Here is a 20489-nt window from a genome sequence, read left to right on the forward strand (position 1 = left end):
AGGACCGTCAACCATTATGTCCATGACTCCCCGCGAAATCGTCCACGAACTCAACCGCCACATCATCGGCCAGGACGATGCCAAGCGCGCCGTCGCGATTGCCTTGCGCAACCGCTGGCGCCGCATGCAGCTGCCTGAAGAGCTGCGCGTTGAAGTGACCCCGAAGAACATCCTGATGATCGGCCCGACCGGCGTCGGCAAAACCGAAATCGCCCGTCGTCTGGCGAAACTCGCCAACGCGCCGTTCATCAAGGTCGAAGCGACCAAGTTCACCGAAGTCGGCTACGTCGGCCGTGACGTCGAGTCGATCATCCGTGATCTGGCCGACGCTGCGATCAAGCTGTTCCGTGAACAGGAAATGACCCGCGTTCGCCATCGCGCCGAAGACGCCGCCGAAGATCGCATCCTCGACGCCTTGCTGCCGCCGGCGCGCATGGGCTTCAACACCGACGAAGCGCCGAGCCAGGATTCCAACACCCGTCAGCTGTTCCGCAAGCGTCTGCGCGAAGGTCAGCTGGATGACAAGGAGATCGAAATCGAAGTCGCCGAAATGGCCGGCGTCGATATCTCCGCGCCACCGGGCATGGAAGAGATGACCAATCAGTTGCAGAGCCTGTTTGCCAACATGGGCAAGGGCAAGAAAAAAGCCCGCAAGCTCAAGGTCAAGGAAGCGCTGAAACTGGTGCGTGACGAAGAAGCCGGGCGTCTGGTCAACGAAGAAGAGTTGAAGGCCAAGGCACTGGAAGCGGTCGAGCAACACGGCATCGTGTTCATCGACGAGATCGACAAGGTTGCCAAGCGCGGCAACTCCGGTGGCGTCGACGTATCCCGTGAAGGCGTACAGCGTGACCTGCTGCCACTGATCGAAGGCTGCACCGTCAACACCAAACTGGGCATGGTCAAGACTGACCACATCCTGTTCATCGCTTCCGGTGCGTTCCACCTGAGCAAACCGAGCGATCTGGTGCCGGAGCTGCAAGGTCGTCTGCCGATCCGCGTCGAACTCAAGGCCCTGACCCCGGAAGACTTCGAGCGCATCCTCAGCGAACCGCATGCCTCGCTGACCGAGCAATATTGCGCACTGCTGAAAACCGAAGGCCTGAACATCGAGTTCCAGCCGGACGGGATCAAGCGCATCGCCGAGATCGCCTGGCAGGTCAACGAAAAGACCGAGAACATCGGTGCCCGCCGCCTGCACACGCTGCTTGAGCGTCTGCTGGAAGAGGTGTCGTTCAGTGCCGGCGATCTGGCCAGCGCGCATGACGACAAGGCGATTCTGATCGACGCTGCCTACGTCAACAGCCACCTCGGCGAATTGGCGGAGAACGAAGACCTGTCCCGTTATATCCTGTAGGTCACTCTTACAGATGTAGTGGAACTGTGGGAGCTAGCCTGCTAGCGAAGACGACAGTACATTCAACCATTGTGTTGACTGAACCACCGCTTTCGCGAGCAGGCTCGCTCCCACAAGGTTCCGCACAAGACGGATACCCGGTCATGATTCCTACCGACATCAAACTGCACAAAGCCTCGAAAACCCTGACGCTCAAATATGCGTCCGGCGAGGAATACACCCTGCCCGCAGAATTCCTGCGCGTGCATTCCCCTTCCGCCGAGGTCCAGGGCCACGGCAAACCGATCCTGCAATTCGGCAAACTCAACGTTGGTCTCGGCAAAGTAGAACCGGCCGGTCAGTACGCACTGAAATTGACCTTCGACGACGGTCACGACAGCGGACTGTTCACCTGGGATTACCTTTATGAGCTGGGGCGACGATTTGACGCACTCTGGGCGGATTATCTCGCCGAGCTCAAAGCCGCCGGAAAAACCCGCGATCCGGATCAGTCCATCGTCAAGCTGATGCTCTAGCCCGAGGGTCGTGCTCTTTAGAGGGCATTTTCTAAATTCATCTGTTTGAATGCTCTGCTGTGTGGCCGAGGATCGGCTGCTTGCGAAAAAAATTAAACTCGGGTAACCAATGGAGCTGGCAAGTTCCCTGCAGTGCTCTACGACTGTAAAGCAGCTATGCAGAATTAACGGTCACCCGAGCAGAAGTACCTGGCCTTGGCTGTGTGACTGCACAGCAGGAACCGGGTACTCGTCTCAGGACAATGGAGCGTCGTAGATGAGTAACAAGAATAACGATGACCTGAAGTACCAAGCCTCGGAAAACACCCTGGGGCTTAATCCCGTCGTTGGGCTGCGCGGAAAGGATCTGCTGGCCTCTGCTCGTATGGTGCTGTCGCAGGCCATCAAACAACCGATCCATAGCGTCAAGCACGTCACCCATTTCGGCCTCGAACTGAAGAACGTGCTGTTCGGCAAATCCGAACTGCAACCGGCCAGCGATGACCGTCGCTTCGCCGATCCGGCGTGGAGCCAGAACCCGCTCTACAAACGTTATCTGCAAACTTATCTGGCGTGGCGCAAGGAACTCCATTCCTGGATCGACGACAGCAGCCTCTCGCCCAAAGACATCGCGCGCGGCCACTTCGTGATCAACCTGATGACCGAAGCCATGGCCCCGACCAATACGGCGGCCAACCCTGCGGCAGTCAAACGCTTCTTCGAGACCGGCGGCAAAAGCCTGCTCGACGGCCTCTCGCATCTGGCCAAGGATCTGGTGCACAACGGCGGCATGCCGAGCCAGGTCAACATGGGCGCGTTCGAGGTCGGCAAGAGCCTGGGCGTGACCGAAGGCGCGGTGGTGTTTCGCAACGACGTGCTGGAGCTGATCCAGTACAAGCCGATCACCGAGCAAGTCCACGAGCGTCCGTTGCTGGTGGTGCCGCCACAGATCAACAAGTTCTACGTTTTCGACCTCAGCCCGGACAAGAGCCTGGCGCGCTTCTGCCTGCGCAACAACGTGCAGACGTTCATTGTCAGCTGGCGCAACCCGACCAAGGCTCAGCGCGAGTGGGGTCTGTCGACTTACATCGACGCGCTGAAGGAAGCGGTCGACGTGGTCACCGCGATCACTGGCAGCAAAGACATCAACATGCTTGGCGCCTGCTCCGGCGGCATCACCTGCACCGCTCTGCTCGGCCACTACGCCGCCATCGGCGAGAACAAGGTCAATGCCCTGACCCTGCTGGTCAGCGTGCTCGATACCACGCTGGACAGCGATGTCGCGCTGTTTGTCGATGAGCAGACGCTGGAGACCGCCAAACGCCATTCGTATCAGGCCGGCGTGCTCGAAGGCAAAGACATGGCCAAGGTCTTCGCGTGGATGCGCCCGAACGATTTGATCTGGAACTACTGGGTCAACAACTACCTGCTCGGCAACGAGCCGCCGGTGTTCGACATCCTGTTCTGGAACAACGACACCACAAGGTTGCCAGCCGCGTTCCACGGTGACCTGATCGAGATGTTCAAAAACAACCCACTGATCCGCGCCAATGCACTGGAAGTGTGCGGCACGCCGATCGATCTCAAGCAGGTCACCGCCGACATCTTCTCGCTGGCCGGTACCAACGACCACATCACGCCGTGGAAGTCCTGCTACAAGTCGGCGCAATTGTTCGGCGGCAAAGTCGAATTCGTGTTGTCGAGCAGCGGGCATATCCAGAGCATTCTGAACCCGCCGGGCAACCCGAAATCGCGCTACATGACCAGCGAAGGCATGGCCGCCAATGCTGATGAATGGCAAGAGAACTCGACCAAGCACACCGACTCCTGGTGGCTGCACTGGCAGGCGTGGCAGGCCGAGCGCTCGGGCGAACTGAAAAAGGCCCCGGTGAAACTGGGCAACAAGGCATTCCCGGCAGGCGAACTGTCACCGGGCACGTACGTACACGAGCGGTAAAACCTGTGGGAGCGAGCTTGCTCGCGAAAGCGTCGTGTCAGTCACCATCAATGTTGAATGATTGATCGCATTCGCGAGCAAGCTCGCTCCCACAGTTATAAATTTGAGAAACAGACTCCATCCACAGGGCCTGACGCATGCCGCAACCGTTCATATTCCGTACCGTCGATCTGGATGGCCAGACCCTCCGCACGGCGGTCCGCCCCGGCAAGCCTCACTTGACGCCCTTGCTGATTTTCAACGGCATCGGCGCCAATCTGGAGCTGGTGTTTCCGTTCGTCGCGGCATTGGACCCGGATCTGGAAGTGATCGCCTTCGACGTGCCCGGTGTCGGTGGTTCCTCGACGCCCAATCGTCCCTATCGCTTTCCCGGTCTGGCGAAACTGACGTCGCGAATGCTCGACTATCTCGACTACGGGCAGGTCAACGTGATCGGCGTGTCATGGGGTGGCGCGCTGGCACAGCAGTTCGCCTACGACTACCCCGAACGCTGCAAGAAACTGGTGCTGGCCGCGACCGCTGCCGGTGCGGTGATGGTGCCGGGCAAACCGAAAGTGCTGTGGATGATGGCCAGTCCCCGGCGCTACATTCAGCCATCCCACGTGATCCGTATCGCGCCGCTGATCTATGGCGGCTCGTTCCGTCGCGACCCGACACTGGCTGCCAGCCACGCGGCGAAAGTGCGTTCGGCGGGCAAGCTCGGCTACTACTGGCAACTGTTCGCCGGGCTTGGCTGGACCAGTATTCACTGGCTGCACAAGATCCATCAGCCGACGCTGGTGCTGGCCGGCGACGACGATCCGCTGATCCCGCTGATCAACATGCGCATGCTCGCCTGGCGCATTCCCAACGCTCAACTGCATATCATCGATGACGGCCATCTGTTCCTGATCACCCGCGCCGAAGCGGTGGCGCCGATCATCATGAAATTCCTCCAGGAAGAACGGCAGCGTGCAGTGATGCACCCGCATCCGACACCGCTGGGCGGTTAAGCCCTGCGGCAGGCTTTATGCAGTGCTTTTGTAGAGACAGTGCGTGGCAGGACGCCACGCAGGCAGCAACCCGTAACAGCGTCTATGGTGTTCTGGTTCGGTGAGTTTGTTTTTGGCCTGAAGACGAAGGAGTGTTGAGTCATGCGCGACAAACCAGCGACGGGCGTGGTGCCCAGCCCCGCCGTGTTCATCAACGCACAAAGTGCGATCACCGGTCTGCGCGGGCGCGATCTGCTCTCGACCCTGCGCAGTGTGGCCGCCCATGGCCTGCGCAACCCGATCCACAGTGCGAAACATGCCTTGCGACTGGGCGGCCAGCTCGGCCGCGTGCTGCTGGGCGAGACCCTGCACCCGACCAATCCGCAGGACAGTCGCTTCGCCGATCCGGCGTGGAGCCTCAACCCTTTCTATCGACGCAGTCTGCAGGCCTATCTGGCCTGGCAGAAACAGGTCAAAAGCTGGATCGACGAAAGCGACATGAGCCCGGAGGATCGTGCTCGCGCGCACTTCGCCTTCACCCTGCTCAACGACGCCGTGGCACCCTCCAACACCCTGCTCAATCCGCTGGCGATCAAGGAGCTGTTCAACTCCGGCGGCAACAGTCTGGTGCGTGGCCTCAGTCATCTGTTCGATGATCTGCTGCACAACGATGGCCTGCCACGGCAGGTCACCAAACAGGCTTTCGAGGTCGGCAAGACCGTAGCCACCACCACCGGCTCGGTGGTGTTTCGCAACGAAATGCTGGAGCTGATCCAGTACAAGCCGATGAGCGAAAAGCAGTACGCCAAGCCGCTGCTGGTGGTGCCGCCGCAAATCAACAAGTACTACATTTTCGATCTGAGCCCGCATAACAGCTTCGTCCAGTACGCCCTGAAGAACGGCTTGCAGACCTTCATGATCAGTTGGCGCAATCCGGATGTGCGCCATCGCGAATGGGGCCTCTCGACCTATGTCGAGGCGGTGGAAGAAGCGATGAACATCTGCCGGGCGATTACCGGCGCCCGCGAAGTCAACCTGATGGGCGCCTGCGCCGGCGGACTGACCATCGCCGCACTGCAAGGTCACTTGCAGGCGAAACGACAACTGCGGCGCATCTCCAGCGCGACTTATCTGGTCAGCCTGCTCGATAGCCAGATAGACACTGCAGCCACACTGTTTGCCGATGAGCAGACCCTCGAAGCGGCCAAGCGGCGCTCGTATCAGAAAGGCGTGCTGGACGGTCGTGACATGGCCAAGGTCTTCGCCTGGATGCGTCCCAACGATTTGATCTGGAGCTACTTCGTCAACAACTACCTGTTGGGCAAAGAGCCGCCAGCCTTCGACATCCTCTACTGGAACAACGACAACACTCGCCTGCCTGCGGCGTTTCATGGTGACCTGCTGGACTTCTTCAAGCACAACCCGCTGACCCACCCCGGTGGCCTGGAAGTCTGCGGCACACCGATCGACCTGCAAAAGGTTACGGTCGACAGTTTCAGTGTGGCCGGGATGAACGACCACATCACGCCGTGGGATGCGGTGTATCGCTCGACCCTGTTGCTGGGTGGCGAGCGGCGTTTCGTGCTGTCCAACAGCGGCCACGTGCAAAGCATCCTCAACCCGCCGAGCAACCCGAAAGCCGCTTACGTCGAGAACGGCAAGATGAGCAGCGACCCGCGTGCCTGGTACTACGACGCCAAACACGTCGATGGCAGTTGGTGGCCGCAATGGCTGGAATGGATTCAGCAACGCTCCGGCGCCCAGCGCGAAACCCTGATGACCCTCGGCAATCCGAATTATCCACCGATGGAGGCGGCACCCGGCACCTACGTGCGAGTGCGCTGACGCTTAACCGAATTACTCTAAGAAGACTGGATGAAAACCCGCGACCGGATACTCGAATGTGCCCTGCAATTGTTCAACGAAAAGGGCGAGCCGAACGTCTCCACCATGGAAGTTGCCAATGAAATGGGGATCAGCCCGGGCAACCTTTACTACCACTTCCACGGCAAGGAGCCATTGATTCTCGGCTTGTTCGAACGTTTCCAGAATGAACTGGCGCCGCTGCTCGATCCGCCGTCGGATGTCGAACTGGCACCGGAGGATTACTGGCTGTTTTTGCACCTGATCGTCGAGCGGCTGGCGCAGTACCGGTTTCTGTTCCAGGACCTGTCGAACCTGGCTGGACGCCTGCCGAAACTGGCGAAAGGGATTCGCAATCTGCTCAACGCATTGAAGCGCACGCTGGCGTCATTGCTGGCCCGGTTGAAGGCGGCGGGGCAACTGGTCAGTGACACTCAGGCGTTGGGGCAACTGGTGGAACAGGTGACCATGACCTTGCTGTTCTCACTGGACTATCAGCGGATTCTGGATCGCGAGGGTGAGGTTCGGTTGGTGGTTTACCAGATCATGATGCTGGTGGCGCCGCATCTGTTGCCGTCGGTAAAAGTGGCGACCGAGCGAATGGCCCTGCAATACCTCGAAGACCACGATTAACCAAATCCGCCTAACCAACATCCTTACCCTGTGGGAGCTAGCCTGCTAGCGATGGCATTAAGTCAGTCAACACAAATGCCGAATGTGAGTCCTTTATCGCTAGCAGGCTAGCTCCCACAAGGGTTTCGCAGTGGTTTTGAGATTATCTACACAAATAAAAACGCCCGACCTTCACAGGCCGGGCGTTTTCTTTTGCCCTGAAAAATCAGGACTGACTGGTTGGCGTCGACGGGGTCGATGCAGCAGTCGGGGTAGCAACCGGAGTCGGGGCAGCGGCGGAGTTCGACGTGCTGGCCGGGGTTGCTGGAGTGGCAGGCTTGGCCGCAGCCACTGCCGGTTTCGGCGCTGCGGCTTTCGGCGCGGCCGGTTTTTTCACTGCTGGCTTCTTCGCGGCAGCAGGTTTTGCTGCTGGCTTGGCGGCCGGTTTCGCGGCAGCGGTTTTCGCTGCTGGCTTGGCAGCCGGTTTTGCAGCAGGTTTTGCCGCAGCTTTGGCAGCAGGCTTGGCAGCCGGTTTTGCAGCGGCTTTGGCGGCAACCGGTTTGGCTGCTGCTTTAGCTGCTGGTTTAGCCGCGGCAGTTTTCGCTGCTGGCTTGGCGGCGGCTTTGGCTGCCGGTTTTGCAGCAGCTTTAACCAGTGGCTTGGCAGCGGTTTTCGCCGCTGGTTTAGCCGCAGCAGTTTTAGCTGCCGGTTTTGCCGCTGCAGTTTTCGCCACAGGCTGAGTTTTCAGACCGGTGAGTTTTTCGATCTGCTTGGTCAGGGTTTCGACCTTGCTGTGCAGAGCTTTGACTTCATTGCGGCTCGGTACACCCAGGCGTGAAATCGCGCTGTTCAGGCGCTTGTCGAAAGCCCCTTCCAGTTCGTCCCACTTGCCCAGTGCGCGATCTTTCACGCCGCTGATGCGCGACTTGGCCGAAGAAGCGGAGTCCTTGGCGGCATCGACTTTCTTGCCGACTGCAGACTTGGTGAGCTTCTCGGCTTTCTCGCCGTCTTTGACCAATGTATCGAAGAGCTTGCTGCCGTCAGTGTCGATCTTCGAGTACACGCCTAAACCAGCCAGCCAGATTTTGCGGGAGTAGTCTTCGACTTTCCCGATCCACGAGCTGCCTTCTTTATCGGTGTTCTTTTTACCAGCCATCCCGTTCTCCTTAAGATTTACGCGCGACGCGTTCGAGCAATGCCGTCAGCTCATCGAGCTTAGCAGAGAGTGTCTCAACGTCATGTTTAGACGGAATGCCGATACGATTCAAGGCGCTTGCAACACGGGAGTCGAACGCCTTCTCGACCTTGTCCAGTTGAACTTCGACGCGACCTTTGAAAGAGGTCACTTCATCCTTGGCTTCATCGATCTCGGCGTTGGCCGCTTCGAGTTTTTCAGCGACGACTTTTTTGCCTTTCTTTTCAACAGTTTGACCAGCCTTGATCAACTCTTGAAAGTACTCGCTGCCCTCGCTGCCGACCTTGGCGTAGGCACCCAGACCTGCCAGCCAGATCTTGCGGGCATAGGATTTGACGTCGCTCAGAGCAGAAGTCGAAGCGTCGATTTTTTTCTTCAAAATAACTTTGGCCATGGTGCACCTCACGCGCAGAAGGTTTGAGGAACTGCCCGCAGGTTTGTCGGGCTCAGGCACAAAGTAGGCAGAAAAATTAGAAACGGCACCCTAACAACTGACATAAACAGCAGGTGCACCACGAAACAAATGTGGGAGCCAGCCTGCTGGCGATTGCGGTGTGTCAGCAACAGAAAGACTGCTGACAGGATGCTATCGCCAGCAGGCTGGCTCCCACAGGGGATGTGATTGCAACAGGAAATCAGACCAGCGCTTTGTCCAGTGCCTTCTCGATCTCGGCTTTGATCATGCCGCTCATGGCCGACATCATCAGGCCCAGTTCCACGTCGACGCGGATCGAATCGTCGCCGACATGTACTGCGCCTTTCACGCCCGAGCGCTTGAGGTTCAGCACGTCGCCCGCCCATTGTGGCTCCAGGCCGTATTGATCGGAGAGTTTCTGCGCCAGCTTGTCGGCTTTCTCGCGGGCGGCTTCCTTGCCCAGGCTGTGGGCACGTTCAACACTAATACGGGCCATTGATTGACTCCTGATTTTTCAATACAGATGTGGATGCTTGTTCGGTAAATCTTGACCGCTGCTGCGGCAAAACGTCCCGTCGGTGATCCATCTTACCTTTAGCCACTCCAAGACAAAGCATGGCTTGGGGATTAGAATGTCGCGCATTCTCTTTTGGTGACAGCGATATGACTGATCAGCGCAAAGGCAGCGATGCCGAACCCACCACTCACTTCGGCTTCAAAAACGTTCCGGAAAGCCAGAAAGCGGAAAAAGTCGCTGAGGTGTTCCACTCCGTAGCCGCCAAGTACGACCTGATGAACGACCTTCTGTCGGGCGGCATGCACCGTCTGTGGAAGCGTTTCGCGATCGAACTGTCGGGCGTGCGCAGCGGTAATCGCGTGCTGGACATCGCCGGTGGCACCGGTGACCTGACCAAAAAATTCTCGCACCTCGTCGGCCCGACCGGCCAGGTGGTTCTGGCTGACATCAACGAATCCATGCTCAAGGTCGGCCGCGACCGCCTGCTGGATCTGGGTGTGGCCGGCAACGTCGAATTCGTTCAGGCCGACGCTGAAAAGCTGCCGTTCCCGGACAACCACTTCGACTGCGTGACCATCGCTTTCGGCCTGCGCAACGTGACGCACAAGGAAGACGCCCTGCGCTCCATGCTGCGCGTGCTCAAGCCCGGCGGTCGTTTGCTGGTGCTGGAATTCTCCAAGCCGACCAACGCGCTGATGTCGAAAGCCTACGACGCCTACTCGTTCGCCTTCATGCCGCTGATGGGCAAGCTGATCACCAATGACTCGGAAAGCTATCGCTATCTGGCCGAATCGATCCGCATGCACCCGAATCAGGAAACCCTGAAGTCGATGATGGTCGATGCCGGTTTTGACCGCGTGACCTATCACAACATGACCGCAGGCATCGTCGCGCTGCACCGTGGCATCAAGCCCTGATGTTGCTGACCGGGCTGCTCGCCAGCGTCGAAACCGGCCTCAACCGCGTGCTGCGTCTCGACAGCACGGCGTTGCCGCGACTGGCGCATCTGACCGGCAAGGTGATTGCCGTCGATTGCCGTAGCCCGGCGCTGCAACTGTTCATCCTGCCGAGCGACGAAGGCCTGATGCTGGCTTCGCACTGGGAAACCGGAGTCGACTGCACCTTGCGTGCGCCGGCGTCGAGCCTGGTGAAACTGGCCCTGAGCAAAGACAAGACCGCCGTGCTACATGCCCCGGAAGTCGAACTCGATGGCGACAGCGGCGTGCTGCTGGATCTGGCCGGCGTCCTGCAGGACCTTGAGCTGGACTGGGAGTACGAACTCTCACGCTGGCTGGGCCCGGTCGCCACGCAACTGGTCGGCGGCCATCTGCGCAGCCGCGCTCGCTGGTATCAACAAGGATTCGCCAGCCTCAACCAGAACCTCGCCGAATACCTCGCGGAAGAATCGCGCACCCTCGTCGGGCAGCGCGAAGCCGAAGCCCGTTTTAGCGAACTGGACCGGATCAAACTTGATCTGGAACGTCTCGAGGCGCGCTTCGAGCGCCTTTCCCGATCCCTCGACCCAAGCGATAACGCATGAAGCTGCTCGCCGTCCGCCGTCTGTTGCGCATCCAGCGCGTCGTGATCCGCTACCGCCTCGATGATCTGCTGTTCGAGCTGCCGCTGCCCTGGTTTCTCTTGGCGCTGCGCTATGTGCTGCCGTGGCGCTGGTTCCCGCGCAAGCCGCTGGAGCTGAGCCGAGGCGCGCGCCTGCGCCTGGCGTTGCAGGATCTGGGGCCGATTTTCATCAAATTCGGACAGATTCTTTCGACCCGCCGCGACCTGCTGCCGGAAGACATCGCCGACGAATTGATGATGCTCCAGGATCGCGTGCCGCCATTCGATTCGCAGCTGTCGATCAAGCTGATCGAAGAACAGCTGGGCAAGAAAATCAGTGAAGTGTTCAGCCGTTTCGACGTCGAGCCACTGGCCTCGGCCTCGGTTGCCCAGGTGCATGCCGCGCAGTTGAAAACCGGCGAAGAAGTCGTCGTAAAGGTGATCCGCCCGGGCCTGAAACCGATTATTGCGCAGGATCTGGCGTGGCTGTTCATCCTCGCCCGCGCCGCCGAGAAGGTCTCGGCCGATGCTCGCCTGCTGCACCCGGTGGACGTGGTTCAGGATTACGAAAAAACCATCTACGACGAACTCGATCTGCTGCGCGAGGCGGCCAACGCCAGCCAATTGAAGCGCAACTTCGAAGGCTCGCCGCTGCTCTACGTGCCGCAAGTCTATTGGGACTGGTGCCGGCCGAAAGTGCTGGTGATGGAACGCATCTACGGGATTCAGGTAACGGATCTGGCGACCCTTGCCGACCAGCGCACCGACATGAAGATGCTCGCCGAACGCGGTGTGGAGATATTCTTCACCCAAGTGTTCCGCGACAGTTTCTTCCACGCCGACATGCACCCGGGCAACATCTTCGTCAGCACCGTCAACCCGTGGAGCCCGCAGTACATTGCGATCGACTGCGGCATCGTCGGCAGCCTGACCCCGGAAGACCAGGATTATCTGGCGCGCAACTTGTTCGCCTTCTTCAAGCGCGATTACCGCCGCGTGGCGCAATTGCACATCGATTCGGGCTGGGTGCCGGCAGAGACCAAACTCAACGAATTCGAGGCGGCGATTCGTACCGTCTGCGAACCGATCTTCGAAAAACCGTTAAAAGATATTTCATTTGGTCAGGTGCTGATGCGCCTGTTCCAGACCGCGCGGCGCTTCAATATGGAAGTGCAGCCGCAGCTTGTCCTGCTGCAAAAGACCCTGCTGAATATCGAAGGCCTCGGTCGTCAGCTGTATCCGGATCTGGATCTGTGGAACACCGCGCAGCCGTTCCTCGAACGCTGGATGCGCGAGCGCGTCAGCCCGAAAGCCTTGATCGGCAACGTGCAGAGCCAGTTCGAACAGCTTCCGCATCTGGCCAACATGGCGCGCGACCTGCTCGAGCGCATGTCCCAGCCACACGCCTACGACCCGCCACCACCTTGGCACAAACGCAAGGACGACTGGTTCCTGCGCCTGCTCGGTTGCGCGCATCTGGCGGGCGGTACGATCCTCGCTGCTGGTGGCCCCTTGCACGAATTGGGGCATTGGCCGGCCGGCATCATGGTGGCCGTCGGCTTGTATCTGGTCGTTCGCCGATAGCCAGTTTCGTGATCGGCTGGCACACTGTTTCAACGCCTGAGCCCAACTATTGACGTGTGGGCTCGCTGTCGGAGTCGAAGATGAAAAACTGGCTGGACGAGATCAAGTGGGACGCTGATGGCCTGGTGCCGGCGATTGCCCAGGATCACAAGACCGGACGTGTACTGATGATGGCCTGGATGAACCGCGAAGCCCTCGAGCTGACCGCGGCAGAAAACCGTGCAATCTACTGGTCACGTTCCCGTGGCAAGCTGTGGCGCAAGGGCGAAGAGTCCGGCCATGTGCAGACCCTGCATGAAATGCGTCTGGACTGTGACGCCGATGTGATCATCCTGATGGTTGAACAGATCGGCGACATCGCTTGCCATACCGGCCGTCAAAGCTGCTTCTACCGCGTCTTTGAAAACGGCGACTGGAAAACGGTCGACCCGGTGCTCAAAGATCCGCACGCCATCTATTCCGCAGGACACAAACATGAGTGACACCCTGACCCGTCTGGCCGAAGTGCTCGAAGAGCGCAAAGGCGCAGCTGCCGACAGCTCATATGTAGCTAGTCTGTATCACAAGGGTTTGAACAAGATTCTGGAGAAAGTCGGCGAAGAGTCGGTCGAAACCATTATTGCCGCCAAGGATGCCGCTATCAGCGGTGACTGCAGCGATGTGATCTACGAAACCGCCGACCTGTGGTTCCACAGCATGGTCATGCTCGCCCAACTGGGGCAGCATCCGCAGGCTGTGCTGGATGAACTGGATCGCCGCTTCGGCCTGTCCGGACACGTCGAGAAAGCCTCGCGTCCGTCCGCCTGAACAATTATTAGAGAGGAACAGCAACATGGGCATTTTTGACTGGAAACACTGGATTGTCATTCTGGTAGTCGTGGTTCTGGTGTTCGGCACCAAGAAACTGAAAAACCTCGGCACCGACGTCGGTGAGTCGATCAAAGGCTTCCGCAAAGCCATGAACGACGATGAAAAACAGGCCGCTGATCCAACCGTGACACCTGCGCAGCCAGTGCCACCGGTTCAGCCGCAAGCCACCGCTCAGGCCAACCCGCCGCACACCATTGATGTGCAGGCGCAGAAAGTCGAAGAGCCGATCCGCAAAGACGTGTGAGCACTGACTAATGTTTGGTATCAGCTTCTCTGAACTGCTGCTCGTCGGCCTCGTTGCCCTGCTGGTGCTGGGTCCCGAGCGTCTGCCGGGTGCTGCGCGCACCGCTGGCCTGTGGGTCGGACGGCTGAAGCGCAGCTTCAACGCGATCAAACAGGAAGTTGAACGTGAAATCGGTGCCGACGAAATTCGTCGGCAACTGCACAACGAGCACATTCTGTCGCTGGAACAAGAGGCGCGGAAAATCTTCACGCCGGTTCAGCAAGAGCCGACGCCGGTCGAGCATGTCGGCGAGCAGACGATTCATGCCCCGACGGCTCCGGCTGCACCGATTGCTCCGACTGCGCCAGTGGCAACTGCACCTGCCCCGGTTGCAACGCCAGCAGAACCGGCGCCCGCCGTGGCAGAACATTCGGTTGAACACGTAGCGCCAACCGCCGCGCCGATCACACCAGCGCCCCACGACACCACTTTGCCGCCGCGAGCCCCATGAGCGATCTCCCCGAAAACGACCAGCACATGCCGCTGGTTTCGCACCTCACCGAGTTGCGCACCCGCCTGCTGCGTTGTGTGGCGGCGATATTCATCATCTTCGCCGGGCTGTTCGCCTTCACCCAGCAGATCTACACCTTCGTCTCGACGCCGCTGCGCCATTACCTGCCGGTCGGCGCGACGATGATCGCCACCGACGTGTCGTCGCCGTTCCTGACGCCGCTGAAGCTGACGATGATGGTCTCGCTGTTCCTGGCGATCCCGGTGATCCTGCATCAGATCTGGGGCTTCATCGCACCGGGCCTGTACAAGCATGAAAAGCGCATCGCGGTGCCGCTGCTGGTCTCCAGCATCCTGCTGTTCTACACCGGCATGGCGTTCGCCTATTACTTCGTGTTCCCGCTGATCTTCAAGTTCTTCGCCGCTGCCACCCCGGCCGGCGTGGAAATGATGACCGACATCGCCAGTTATCTCGATTTCGTCATGACGCTGTTCTTCGCCTTCGGCGTGGCGTTCGAAATCCCGGTGGCCGTGGTGCTGCTGGTCTGGATCGGCGTGGTCGACGTCAAATACCTGAAGAAGATCCGTCCGTACGTGATCATCGGCTGCTTCGTGGTCGGCATGATCCTGACCCCGCCGGATATCTTCTCGCAGACCCTGCTGGCGGTTCCGATGTGGATGCTGTTTGAAATCGGCATTCTGTTCGGCGCCCTCGTCAACAAGCGCGAACGCCCGGACGAAACGGCCGACGATCACAACGACCAGCCGCCAGCGACCCAGGCATGAACCTGCTGTTGCTCGAAGAGGCCGACTTCATCGCGGCCGACCGCGTCGTGCTGCGTGATCGGCGCCTGACGCACATGCAGGAAGTCCATCGCTCGGAAGTCGGTGACAGCCTGCGGGTCGGGCGTATCGGCGGATTGATGGGTTCCGCCGAGTTGCTGCGTCTGGAAGCGGGTGAAGCCGAACTGCGGGTAGTTCTCGACCAGCCGCCACCGGCCAAGCTGCCGCTGACACTGGTGCTGGCCCTGCCGCGCCCGAAAATGCTGCGTCGGGTGTTTCAGACCGTGGCGACCATGGGCGTGCCTCGGGTGATTCTGGTTAACAGCTATCGCGTCGAGAAGAGCTTCTGGCAAACGCCGTTTCTGGAGCCGAATGCGATTCGCGAGCAACTGATCCTTGGTCTGGAACAGGCGCGGGATACGGTGCTACCGGAAATCATCATCGAGAAACGCTTCAAGCCGTTCGTCGAAGATCGTCTGCCGGCGATCAGCGAAGTCACGCTCGGGCTGGTCGGTCATCCCGGCAATTTCCCGCCCTGCCCCCGCGCATTAAGCGAACCGGTCACCCTGGCCATCGGCCCCGAGGGCGGCTGGATTCCTTACGAGATCGACCTGCTGAGCAAATCCGGCCTGCAACCGGTGCAACTTGGGGATCGCATCCTGCGCGTCGAAACCGCCGTCACCGCCCTGCTCGCCCGCCTGTTCTAGAACTGAATGCCAATCCATTGTGGTGAGGGGGCAAGCCCCTTCACCACAGAAGTCTGGCTTCGTGTCGGACAAATGGCGTTACAGATTGCCATCACTCAGCCGATACAGTCCCCATAAGTCCAATTAGTGGTCCGAGGGGAGTCGTCGCATGTACCGTTGGTTAGCCGAGAATCTTGGGAACGTCAGCGTCAAACGCAAGCTGGGCATCGGTTTCGGCCTGGTGCTGTTGCTGACGCTGTTGATCACCTTCACCGGCTGGACCGGCATGAACGGCATCATTAGCCGGGGCGACAAGTTGGGTTACATCTCCAGCCTCAACGAGTTGACCAAGGACTTGCGCCTGGCGCGTCTGGACTATGAAATGCGCCGTGGCGAACAAGGCCCCGGCGCGGTCAATGACTTGCTGGGCAAACTCGACAGCGGCCTGCAAACGGCTCGCGGCATGATCGAACAACCTGCAGACATGACAAGAGTCGACCAGCAACTGGCCGCTGTCGCTGAATTCAAGCGCGCCTTCATCGAGTTGACCCAGGCCGGTGCCAACCGCGAAGACGCCCGTAGCAAGCTCGGCGCTACCGCCGACAACGCGGTGGCCAAGGTTGCTGAAGTCGAAAAATCCATGTTGCAAGGCGACAGCGTTGCCCAGTTCAACGCGGTGATCGACCTGAGCAAACTGATCCAGCAAGCGCGTTTCCAGGTTCGTGGTTACACCTACAGCGGCAAGACCGAAGCCGAGCAGCCCGCGCTCGACGCCATCGACAATGCCCTGAAGAACCTCGAAACCCTGCCGGCCAAACTGCCTGAGCAGCACATCGCCAATCTGCAACAAGCCACCGATTCGCTGAAAGCCTATCGCGCGGCAGTCAGCCAGTTCCGCGATTCGCAAGTCGCCAGTGCCAAAGCGCTGGCGCGCATGGCGACCCAAGGCGATCTGTTGTCCGACGTCAGCAAGCAACTCACCGAGTCGCAGACAGTAGTTCGCGACACCGATGCAGCCGCCGCCAAGAACAAACTGATCATTGCCACCCTGCTGGCCGTGGCTTTCGGCCTGCTCGCCGCGTGGGCAATCACCCGCCAGATCATCATCCCGCTGAATCAGACTCTGAAAGTCGCCGAGCGCGTAGCCGCTGGCGATCTGACGCACAATCTGGTCTCCGCACGTCGCGACGAACTCGGCCAGCTACAACGCTCGATGCAGAGCATGACCCAGGGCCTGCGCGAGTTGATCGGCGGGATCAGCGACGGCGTGACGCAGATTGCCAGCGCTGCCGAAGAGCTGTCCGCCGTGACCGAGCAGACCAGCGCCGGGGTCAACAATCAGAAAATCGAGACCGATCAGGTCGCCACCGCCATGAACGAAATGGCCGCCACCGTGCAGGAAGTTGCGCGCAACGCCGAAGAGGCTTCCGAGGCCGCCGTCGCCGCCGACCAACAGGCTCGCGAAGGCGACAAGGTCGTCGGTGAAGCCATCGCGCAGATCGAGCGTCTGGCCGCAGAAGTGGGTCATTCCACCGAAGCCATGGGCGAGCTCAAGCGCGAAAGCGACAAGATCGGCAGCGTGCTCGACGTGATCAAATCCGTGGCCCAGCAAACCAACCTGCTGGCGCTCAACGCGGCCATCGAAGCGGCGCGTGCCGGTGAAGCCGGGCGCGGTTTTGCGGTGGTGGCCGACGAGGTGCGCAGCCTCGCTCAACGTACGCAGAAGTCCACAGAAGAGATCGAAGAGCTGATCGTCGGTCTGCAGAACGGCACTCAGCAAGTCGCGACCATCATGGACAACAGCCGCACCCTGACCGAGAGCAGCGTTGAACTGACCCGACGTGCCGGTGGTTCGCTGGAAAGCATCACCCGCACCGTTTCGGCGATTCAGGCGATGAACCAGCAGATTGCTGCCGCTGCCGAGCAGCAGAGCGCGGTGGCCGAGGAGATCAACCGTAGCGTGCTGAACGTGCGTGACGTGTCGGATCAGACGTCGGCGGCGAGTGAGGAGACGGCAGCGTCCAGCGTTGAGCTGGCGCGGCTGGGCACCCATTTGCAGATGCTGGTGGGTCGGTTCAAGGTTTGAGGTGATTGATCGGCCTCGGTTCGCTATGGACCGAGGTGATGCTATCGCCAGCAGGCTGGCTCCCACAGAGTTTTGTGGTGTTGCCCAAATAGTGTGAACACCAAAATCCACTGTGGGAGCTAGCCTGCTAGCGATTAGCGGCCCACAGGGCCGCTGCTTTTAAAGGACCTGACGCAGGAAGGCCTGGGCCCGAGGGTCTTTCGGTGCATCGAAGAACTCGGCAGGCGCAGCATCTTCCAGCAGTTTGCCGTGATCGAAGAACAGCACCCGATCCGCCACTTCCCGGGCGAAGCCCATTTCGTGGGTGACGCAGACCATGGTCATGCCTTCAACGGCCAGATTCTTCATCACATCCAGCACTTCGCCGACCATTTCCGGGTCGAGCGCCGAAGTCGGCTCATCAAACAACATCACCTTAGGGTCCATTGCCAGCGCCCGGGCAATCGCCACGCGCTGCTGCTGACCACCGGACAGACGCGATGGATACTCGCGCGCTTTCTGCGCGATACCGACCTTCTCCAGCAACGCCAAAGCCTTGGCCTCGCTTTCCTTCTGCCCGCGCTTGCGCACGACTTTCTGCGCCAGGCACAGATTTTCCAGCACGGTCATGTGCGGGAACAGATTGAAATGCTGGAACACCATGCCGACTTCACGGCGGTAGGCGTTGACGTCGGTTTTCGGGTCGGCCAGTTGCAGACCGTCGATGCTCACCGAGCCCGAGTCGAACTCTTCCAGGCCATTGAGGCAGCGCAGAAAGGTCGATTTGCCGGAGCCCGACGGGCCGATCACCACCAGCACTTCGCCCTTGGCGACCGAGGTGCTGACGTTATCCACAGCACGCACCACCTGACCACGGGTGTCGAAGACTTTTACCAGATCGCGGACTTCAATCACTTTGCGCGAGCCTCCGCTCAAGACGGCTGGCGATTTTCGACAGCGGCAGGTTGATCAACAGGTACAGGCCGGCGACGCAGAACAGAATCTCGAACGGCGAAAACGAGGTGGTGATGACTTCACGACCGCTTTTCAGCAGCTCGGTAATCGCGATCACCGACACCAGCGAGGTGTCTTTGACCAGACTGATGAACTGCCCGGCCAGTGGCGGCAGCACGCGTTTCAGCGCTTGCGGCATCACTACGTGACGCATCGACTGACCGGCGCTCAGACCCAGCGAACGCGCCGCCTCGTCCTGCCCGCGAGCAATCGACTGCACGCCGGAACGAATGATTTCCGCCACGTAGGCGCCGGTGAACAACGCCAGTGCGGCGATCCCGGCGAACTCGCGGGACAGGTTCATCACCGTACCGATGAAGAAGTAGAAAATGAAAATCTGCACCAGCAACGGCGTGCCGCGCACCAGTTCGACGTAAATCGTCGAAAGGTCACGCAGGGTCGGGTTGCTCGACAAGCGGCACAGACCGGTGACCAGACCGATCAGCAGGCCGAGCACGCCGGACACAACCGACAGCCATAACGTCGTCCACAGCCCCCACAAAAGCGGTCCTGCCGCCCAATGCCGGGTCACGCCCACGACGTCGCCTTCGGCCACATCGTCGCCCTGAGCGAATTGCAGGCTGTTCTCGTCGACCGTCAGATGCTGTTCGTCACCGGCATCGTTGCGCAGGATGACTTCAGCCGTGCTGCCCTTGCGCACCAGTTCGCTGACTGTGGAAATATCGGTCGCGCGCTGGGTTTCTTCGGCCTGATAGGCGAAGTACTGCGGCACGCGATTCCAGCGCCATTCGTAGGACATCAGCGACGTGGCGTAATACAACGCGCCAGCCAGGCCGATCAGCACCAGCACGGTCAGAACGTGCCAGGGCCATTGGGCTTTTTTCTGTTTCATGGGTTTAGCAAGATCCGAAAGTTGTATCGCCAGGAAGGCCGCCATCGCCAGCAGGCTGGCTCCCACATTGAATCTGTGGCTTACACAAATCCCCTGTGGGAGCCAGCCTGCTGGCGATTGAAGCGACTCGGTCTATGTGACCGGGCTTATTCCATGTCCTTGAGCCAAGCGGTGTCTTTGAACCACTTGTCATGGATGCGATCGTAGGTGCCGTCTTCGTGGATCTGATGCAGGAAGTTATTGATGAAGTTCAGGCTGTCGTAGTCGCCCTTCTTCAGGCCGAAGGCCAGCGGCTCGTAGGTGAACGGCTTGTCGAGGAACACCAGTTTGCCGGCGCCGACCTTGCTCACCGCAACCACGTTGTACGGCGCGTCATAGATGAAGGCATCAGCCTTGCCATTGACCACGTCGAGCACGGCTTCCTGCTCGTTGTCGTAGCCGTGGTACTTGGCTTTGGAGATCAGCTTCTTCGCGACCATCTCGCCGGTGGTGCCGAGCTTGGAGGTGATGCGGTAGTCGGCGGTGTTCAGGTCTTTATAGGACTTGATGGTGCCTTCCAGCTCTTTGCGGATCAGCAGGGTCTGGCCGACAACGATGAACGGTTCGCTGAAGTTCAGGCGCAGGTTGCGTTCCTGAGTCAGGGTCATGCCGCTGCCGATCATGTCGAACTTGTCGGTCATCAGCGCCGGGATGATCCCGTCGTAACCGGTGGACACCAGCTCCAGCTTGACGCCCATGGCTTTGGTCATGGCTTTGAGGAGATCAACTTCGAAACCGATGATCTCACCGCGCTTGTTGGTCATCTCGAACGGCATGTAAGTCGGGTCCATGCCGACTTTCAAGGTGCCGCGCTTGACGGCGTCATCGATTGCACCGGCGTGCGCCGCATTGACTGCAACCAGTGCCGTGACGCCGACCAGCAGCATCGATAGATACTTCTTCATCTTCAAGTCCCCAAAACCATTG

At 59.6% G+C, this 20489-nt stretch carries 22 protein-coding genes and 1 pseudogene; 17 read left to right on the plus strand and 6 right to left on the minus strand.

Annotated elements, in window-relative coordinates; genetic code table 11:
- Nucleotides 1-16: 16 nt before the first annotated feature.
- The 6 genes from hslU to ACTWLJ_RS04955 all read left to right on the plus strand — a co-directional run bounded on the left by hslU (nucleotide 17) and on the right by ACTWLJ_RS04955 (nucleotide 7272).
- Nucleotides 17-1354, plus strand: a complete 1338-nt coding sequence (hslU, locus tag ACTWLJ_RS04930; protein WP_445180080.1) for an ATP-dependent protease ATPase subunit HslU — start codon at nucleotides 17-19, stop codon at nucleotides 1352-1354.
- 143 nt (nucleotides 1355-1497) lie between these two features.
- Nucleotides 1498-1869: a gamma-butyrobetaine hydroxylase-like domain-containing protein gene (locus tag ACTWLJ_RS04935; RefSeq protein WP_445180081.1), complete on the plus strand. Its 372-nt coding sequence runs from the start codon at nucleotides 1498-1500 to the stop codon at nucleotides 1867-1869.
- Between the two features lie 256 nt (nucleotides 1870-2125).
- Nucleotides 2126-3805: a class II poly(R)-hydroxyalkanoic acid synthase gene (gene phaC, locus ACTWLJ_RS04940; protein ID WP_401219602.1), complete on the plus strand. Its 1680-nt coding sequence runs from the start codon at nucleotides 2126-2128 to the stop codon at nucleotides 3803-3805.
- 137 nt (nucleotides 3806-3942) lie between these two features.
- Nucleotides 3943-4797, plus strand: coding sequence for a poly(3-hydroxyalkanoate) depolymerase (phaZ, locus tag ACTWLJ_RS04945; RefSeq protein ID WP_034152967.1), 855 nt, complete (start codon nucleotides 3943-3945; stop codon nucleotides 4795-4797).
- Nucleotides 4798-4938: 141 nt separating this feature from the next.
- On the plus strand, nucleotides 4939-6621 hold the full coding sequence (gene phaC / locus ACTWLJ_RS04950) for a class II poly(R)-hydroxyalkanoic acid synthase (RefSeq protein ID WP_401219600.1): 1683 nt from the start codon (nucleotides 4939-4941) through the stop codon (nucleotides 6619-6621).
- Nucleotides 6622-6651: 30 nt separating this feature from the next.
- Nucleotides 6652-7272, plus strand: coding sequence for a TetR/AcrR family transcriptional regulator (locus tag ACTWLJ_RS04955; protein ID WP_401219597.1), 621 nt, complete (start codon nucleotides 6652-6654; stop codon nucleotides 7270-7272).
- 205 nt (nucleotides 7273-7477) lie between these two features.
- On the opposite strand, the gene ACTWLJ_RS04960 is transcribed toward ACTWLJ_RS04955, so the two are convergent.
- The 3 genes from ACTWLJ_RS04960 to ACTWLJ_RS04970 form a co-directional block, all read right to left on the minus strand.
- On the minus strand, nucleotides 7478-8407 hold the full coding sequence (locus ACTWLJ_RS04960) for a phasin family protein (RefSeq protein ID WP_445180082.1): 930 nt from the start codon (nucleotides 8405-8407) through the stop codon (nucleotides 7478-7480).
- 10 nt (nucleotides 8408-8417) lie between these two features.
- On the minus strand, nucleotides 8418-8840 hold the full coding sequence (locus ACTWLJ_RS04965) for a phasin family protein (protein WP_401219591.1): 423 nt from the start codon (nucleotides 8838-8840) through the stop codon (nucleotides 8418-8420).
- Nucleotides 8841-9081: 241 nt separating this feature from the next.
- On the minus strand, nucleotides 9082-9357 hold the full coding sequence (locus ACTWLJ_RS04970) for a polyhydroxyalkanoic acid system family protein (RefSeq protein ID WP_401219589.1): 276 nt from the start codon (nucleotides 9355-9357) through the stop codon (nucleotides 9082-9084).
- Between the two features lie 167 nt (nucleotides 9358-9524).
- Between ACTWLJ_RS04970 and ubiE the strand changes: the two genes are divergently transcribed.
- From ubiE to ACTWLJ_RS05025, 11 genes and pseudogenes are all read left to right on the plus strand, one after another.
- Complete coding sequence (ubiE, locus tag ACTWLJ_RS04975; RefSeq protein ID WP_008080626.1) at nucleotides 9525-10295, plus strand: bifunctional demethylmenaquinone methyltransferase/2-methoxy-6-polyprenyl-1,4-benzoquinol methylase UbiE; 771 nt, start codon at nucleotides 9525-9527, stop codon at nucleotides 10293-10295.
- Entirely contained in the window at nucleotides 10295-10918 is a 624-nt protein-coding gene (locus ACTWLJ_RS04980) for a ubiquinone biosynthesis accessory factor UbiJ (RefSeq protein WP_445180083.1), read from the plus strand. Before ubiE ends, ACTWLJ_RS04980 begins: the two co-directional genes overlap by 1 nt.
- A complete protein-coding gene (gene ubiB / locus ACTWLJ_RS04985) occupies nucleotides 10915-12519 on the plus strand; it encodes a ubiquinone biosynthesis regulatory protein kinase UbiB (RefSeq protein WP_401219582.1) in 1605 nt (534 codons plus the stop codon). Before ACTWLJ_RS04980 ends, ubiB begins: the two co-directional genes overlap by 4 nt.
- An 80-nt stretch (nucleotides 12520-12599) precedes the next feature.
- Nucleotides 12600-13001, plus strand: a complete 402-nt coding sequence (gene hisI / locus ACTWLJ_RS04990; protein WP_007909357.1) for a phosphoribosyl-AMP cyclohydrolase — start codon at nucleotides 12600-12602, stop codon at nucleotides 12999-13001.
- A complete protein-coding gene (locus tag ACTWLJ_RS04995) occupies nucleotides 12994-13326 on the plus strand; it encodes a phosphoribosyl-ATP diphosphatase (RefSeq protein WP_007909355.1) in 333 nt (110 codons plus the stop codon). The genes hisI and ACTWLJ_RS04995 overlap by 8 nt, the downstream gene beginning before the upstream one ends.
- 25 nt (nucleotides 13327-13351) lie before the next feature.
- Entirely contained in the window at nucleotides 13352-13633 is a 282-nt protein-coding gene (locus ACTWLJ_RS05000) for a twin-arginine translocase TatA/TatE family subunit (RefSeq protein WP_401219579.1), read from the plus strand.
- Nucleotides 13634-13643: 10 nt separating this feature from the next.
- Entirely contained in the window at nucleotides 13644-14123 is a 480-nt protein-coding gene (tatB, locus tag ACTWLJ_RS05005) for a Sec-independent protein translocase protein TatB (protein WP_401219576.1), read from the plus strand.
- Entirely contained in the window at nucleotides 14120-14908 is a 789-nt protein-coding gene (gene tatC, locus ACTWLJ_RS05010; RefSeq protein WP_445180084.1) for a twin-arginine translocase subunit TatC, read from the plus strand. The genes tatB and tatC overlap by 4 nt, the downstream gene beginning before the upstream one ends.
- Entirely contained in the window at nucleotides 14905-15612 is a 708-nt protein-coding gene (locus ACTWLJ_RS05015) for a 16S rRNA (uracil(1498)-N(3))-methyltransferase (protein ID WP_445180085.1), read from the plus strand. Before tatC ends, ACTWLJ_RS05015 begins: the two co-directional genes overlap by 4 nt.
- A 265-nt stretch (nucleotides 15613-15877) precedes the next feature.
- A pseudogene (locus ACTWLJ_RS05020) lies at nucleotides 15878-16822 on the plus strand (methyl-accepting chemotaxis protein); the annotation flags it as partial.
- A 141-nt stretch (nucleotides 16823-16963) separates the two neighbouring features.
- Nucleotides 16964-17677, plus strand: a complete 714-nt coding sequence (locus tag ACTWLJ_RS05025; protein ID WP_445181317.1) for a methyl-accepting chemotaxis protein — start codon at nucleotides 16964-16966, stop codon at nucleotides 17675-17677.
- A gap of 159 nt (nucleotides 17678-17836) precedes the next feature.
- Here the strand turns inward: ACTWLJ_RS05025 and ACTWLJ_RS05030 are convergent, their stop codons facing one another.
- The 3 genes from ACTWLJ_RS05030 to ACTWLJ_RS05040 form a co-directional block, all read right to left on the minus strand.
- The gene (locus tag ACTWLJ_RS05030) at nucleotides 17837-18571 is read right to left on the minus strand and encodes an amino acid ABC transporter ATP-binding protein (protein WP_445180086.1); all 735 of its coding nucleotides are present in this window, start codon (nucleotides 18569-18571) and stop codon (nucleotides 17837-17839) included.
- Nucleotides 18564-19523: an amino acid ABC transporter permease gene (locus ACTWLJ_RS05035; RefSeq protein ID WP_445180087.1), complete on the minus strand. Its 960-nt coding sequence runs from the start codon at nucleotides 19521-19523 to the stop codon at nucleotides 18564-18566. Before ACTWLJ_RS05035 ends, ACTWLJ_RS05030 begins: the two co-directional genes overlap by 8 nt.
- Before the next feature lie 146 nt (nucleotides 19524-19669).
- Nucleotides 19670-20467 (minus strand): transporter substrate-binding domain-containing protein, encoded by a 798-nt coding sequence (locus ACTWLJ_RS05040; RefSeq protein ID WP_445180088.1) that lies wholly within the window; start codon nucleotides 20465-20467, stop codon nucleotides 19670-19672.
- Nucleotides 20468-20489: the final 22 nt, after the last annotated feature.

This window comes from Pseudomonas sp. McL0111 (assembly GCF_052567255.1).

Bases quoted from the DNA above. Each gene is read 5' to 3' on its own strand.
- hslU (WP_445180080.1), top strand. From the start codon at position 17: ATGTCCATGACTCCCCGCGAAATCGTCCACGAACTCAACCGCCACATC.
- ACTWLJ_RS04935 (WP_445180081.1), top strand. From the start codon at position 1,498: ATGATTCCTACCGACATCAAACTGCACAAAGCCTCGAAAACCCTGACG.
- phaC (WP_401219602.1), top strand. From the start codon at position 2,126: ATGAGTAACAAGAATAACGATGACCTGAAGTACCAAGCCTCGGAAAAC.
- phaZ (WP_034152967.1), top strand. From the start codon at position 3,943: ATGCCGCAACCGTTCATATTCCGTACCGTCGATCTGGATGGCCAGACC.
- phaC (WP_401219600.1), top strand. From the start codon at position 4,939: ATGCGCGACAAACCAGCGACGGGCGTGGTGCCCAGCCCCGCCGTGTTC.
- ACTWLJ_RS04955 (WP_401219597.1), top strand. From the start codon at position 6,652: ATGAAAACCCGCGACCGGATACTCGAATGTGCCCTGCAATTGTTCAAC.
- ACTWLJ_RS04960 (WP_445180082.1), bottom strand. From the start codon at position 8,407: ATGGCTGGTAAAAAGAACACCGATAAAGAAGGCAGCTCGTGGATCGGG.
- ACTWLJ_RS04965 (WP_401219591.1), bottom strand. From the start codon at position 8,840: ATGGCCAAAGTTATTTTGAAGAAAAAAATCGACGCTTCGACTTCTGCT.
- ACTWLJ_RS04970 (WP_401219589.1), bottom strand. From the start codon at position 9,357: ATGGCCCGTATTAGTGTTGAACGTGCCCACAGCCTGGGCAAGGAAGCC.
- ubiE (WP_008080626.1), top strand. From the start codon at position 9,525: ATGACTGATCAGCGCAAAGGCAGCGATGCCGAACCCACCACTCACTTC.
- ACTWLJ_RS04980 (WP_445180083.1), top strand. From the start codon at position 10,295: ATGTTGCTGACCGGGCTGCTCGCCAGCGTCGAAACCGGCCTCAACCGC.
- ubiB (WP_401219582.1), top strand. From the start codon at position 10,915: ATGAAGCTGCTCGCCGTCCGCCGTCTGTTGCGCATCCAGCGCGTCGTG.
- hisI (WP_007909357.1), top strand. From the start codon at position 12,600: ATGAAAAACTGGCTGGACGAGATCAAGTGGGACGCTGATGGCCTGGTG.
- ACTWLJ_RS04995 (WP_007909355.1), top strand. From the start codon at position 12,994: ATGAGTGACACCCTGACCCGTCTGGCCGAAGTGCTCGAAGAGCGCAAA.
- ACTWLJ_RS05000 (WP_401219579.1), top strand. From the start codon at position 13,352: ATGGGCATTTTTGACTGGAAACACTGGATTGTCATTCTGGTAGTCGTG.
- tatB (WP_401219576.1), top strand. From the start codon at position 13,644: ATGTTTGGTATCAGCTTCTCTGAACTGCTGCTCGTCGGCCTCGTTGCC.
- tatC (WP_445180084.1), top strand. From the start codon at position 14,120: ATGAGCGATCTCCCCGAAAACGACCAGCACATGCCGCTGGTTTCGCAC.
- ACTWLJ_RS05015 (WP_445180085.1), top strand. From the start codon at position 14,905: ATGAACCTGCTGTTGCTCGAAGAGGCCGACTTCATCGCGGCCGACCGC.
- ACTWLJ_RS05025 (WP_445181317.1), top strand. From the start codon at position 16,964: ATGAACGAAATGGCCGCCACCGTGCAGGAAGTTGCGCGCAACGCCGAA.
- ACTWLJ_RS05035 (WP_445180087.1), bottom strand. From the start codon at position 19,523: ATGAAACAGAAAAAAGCCCAATGGCCCTGGCACGTTCTGACCGTGCTG.
- ACTWLJ_RS05040 (WP_445180088.1), bottom strand. From the start codon at position 20,467: ATGAAGAAGTATCTATCGATGCTGCTGGTCGGCGTCACGGCACTGGTT.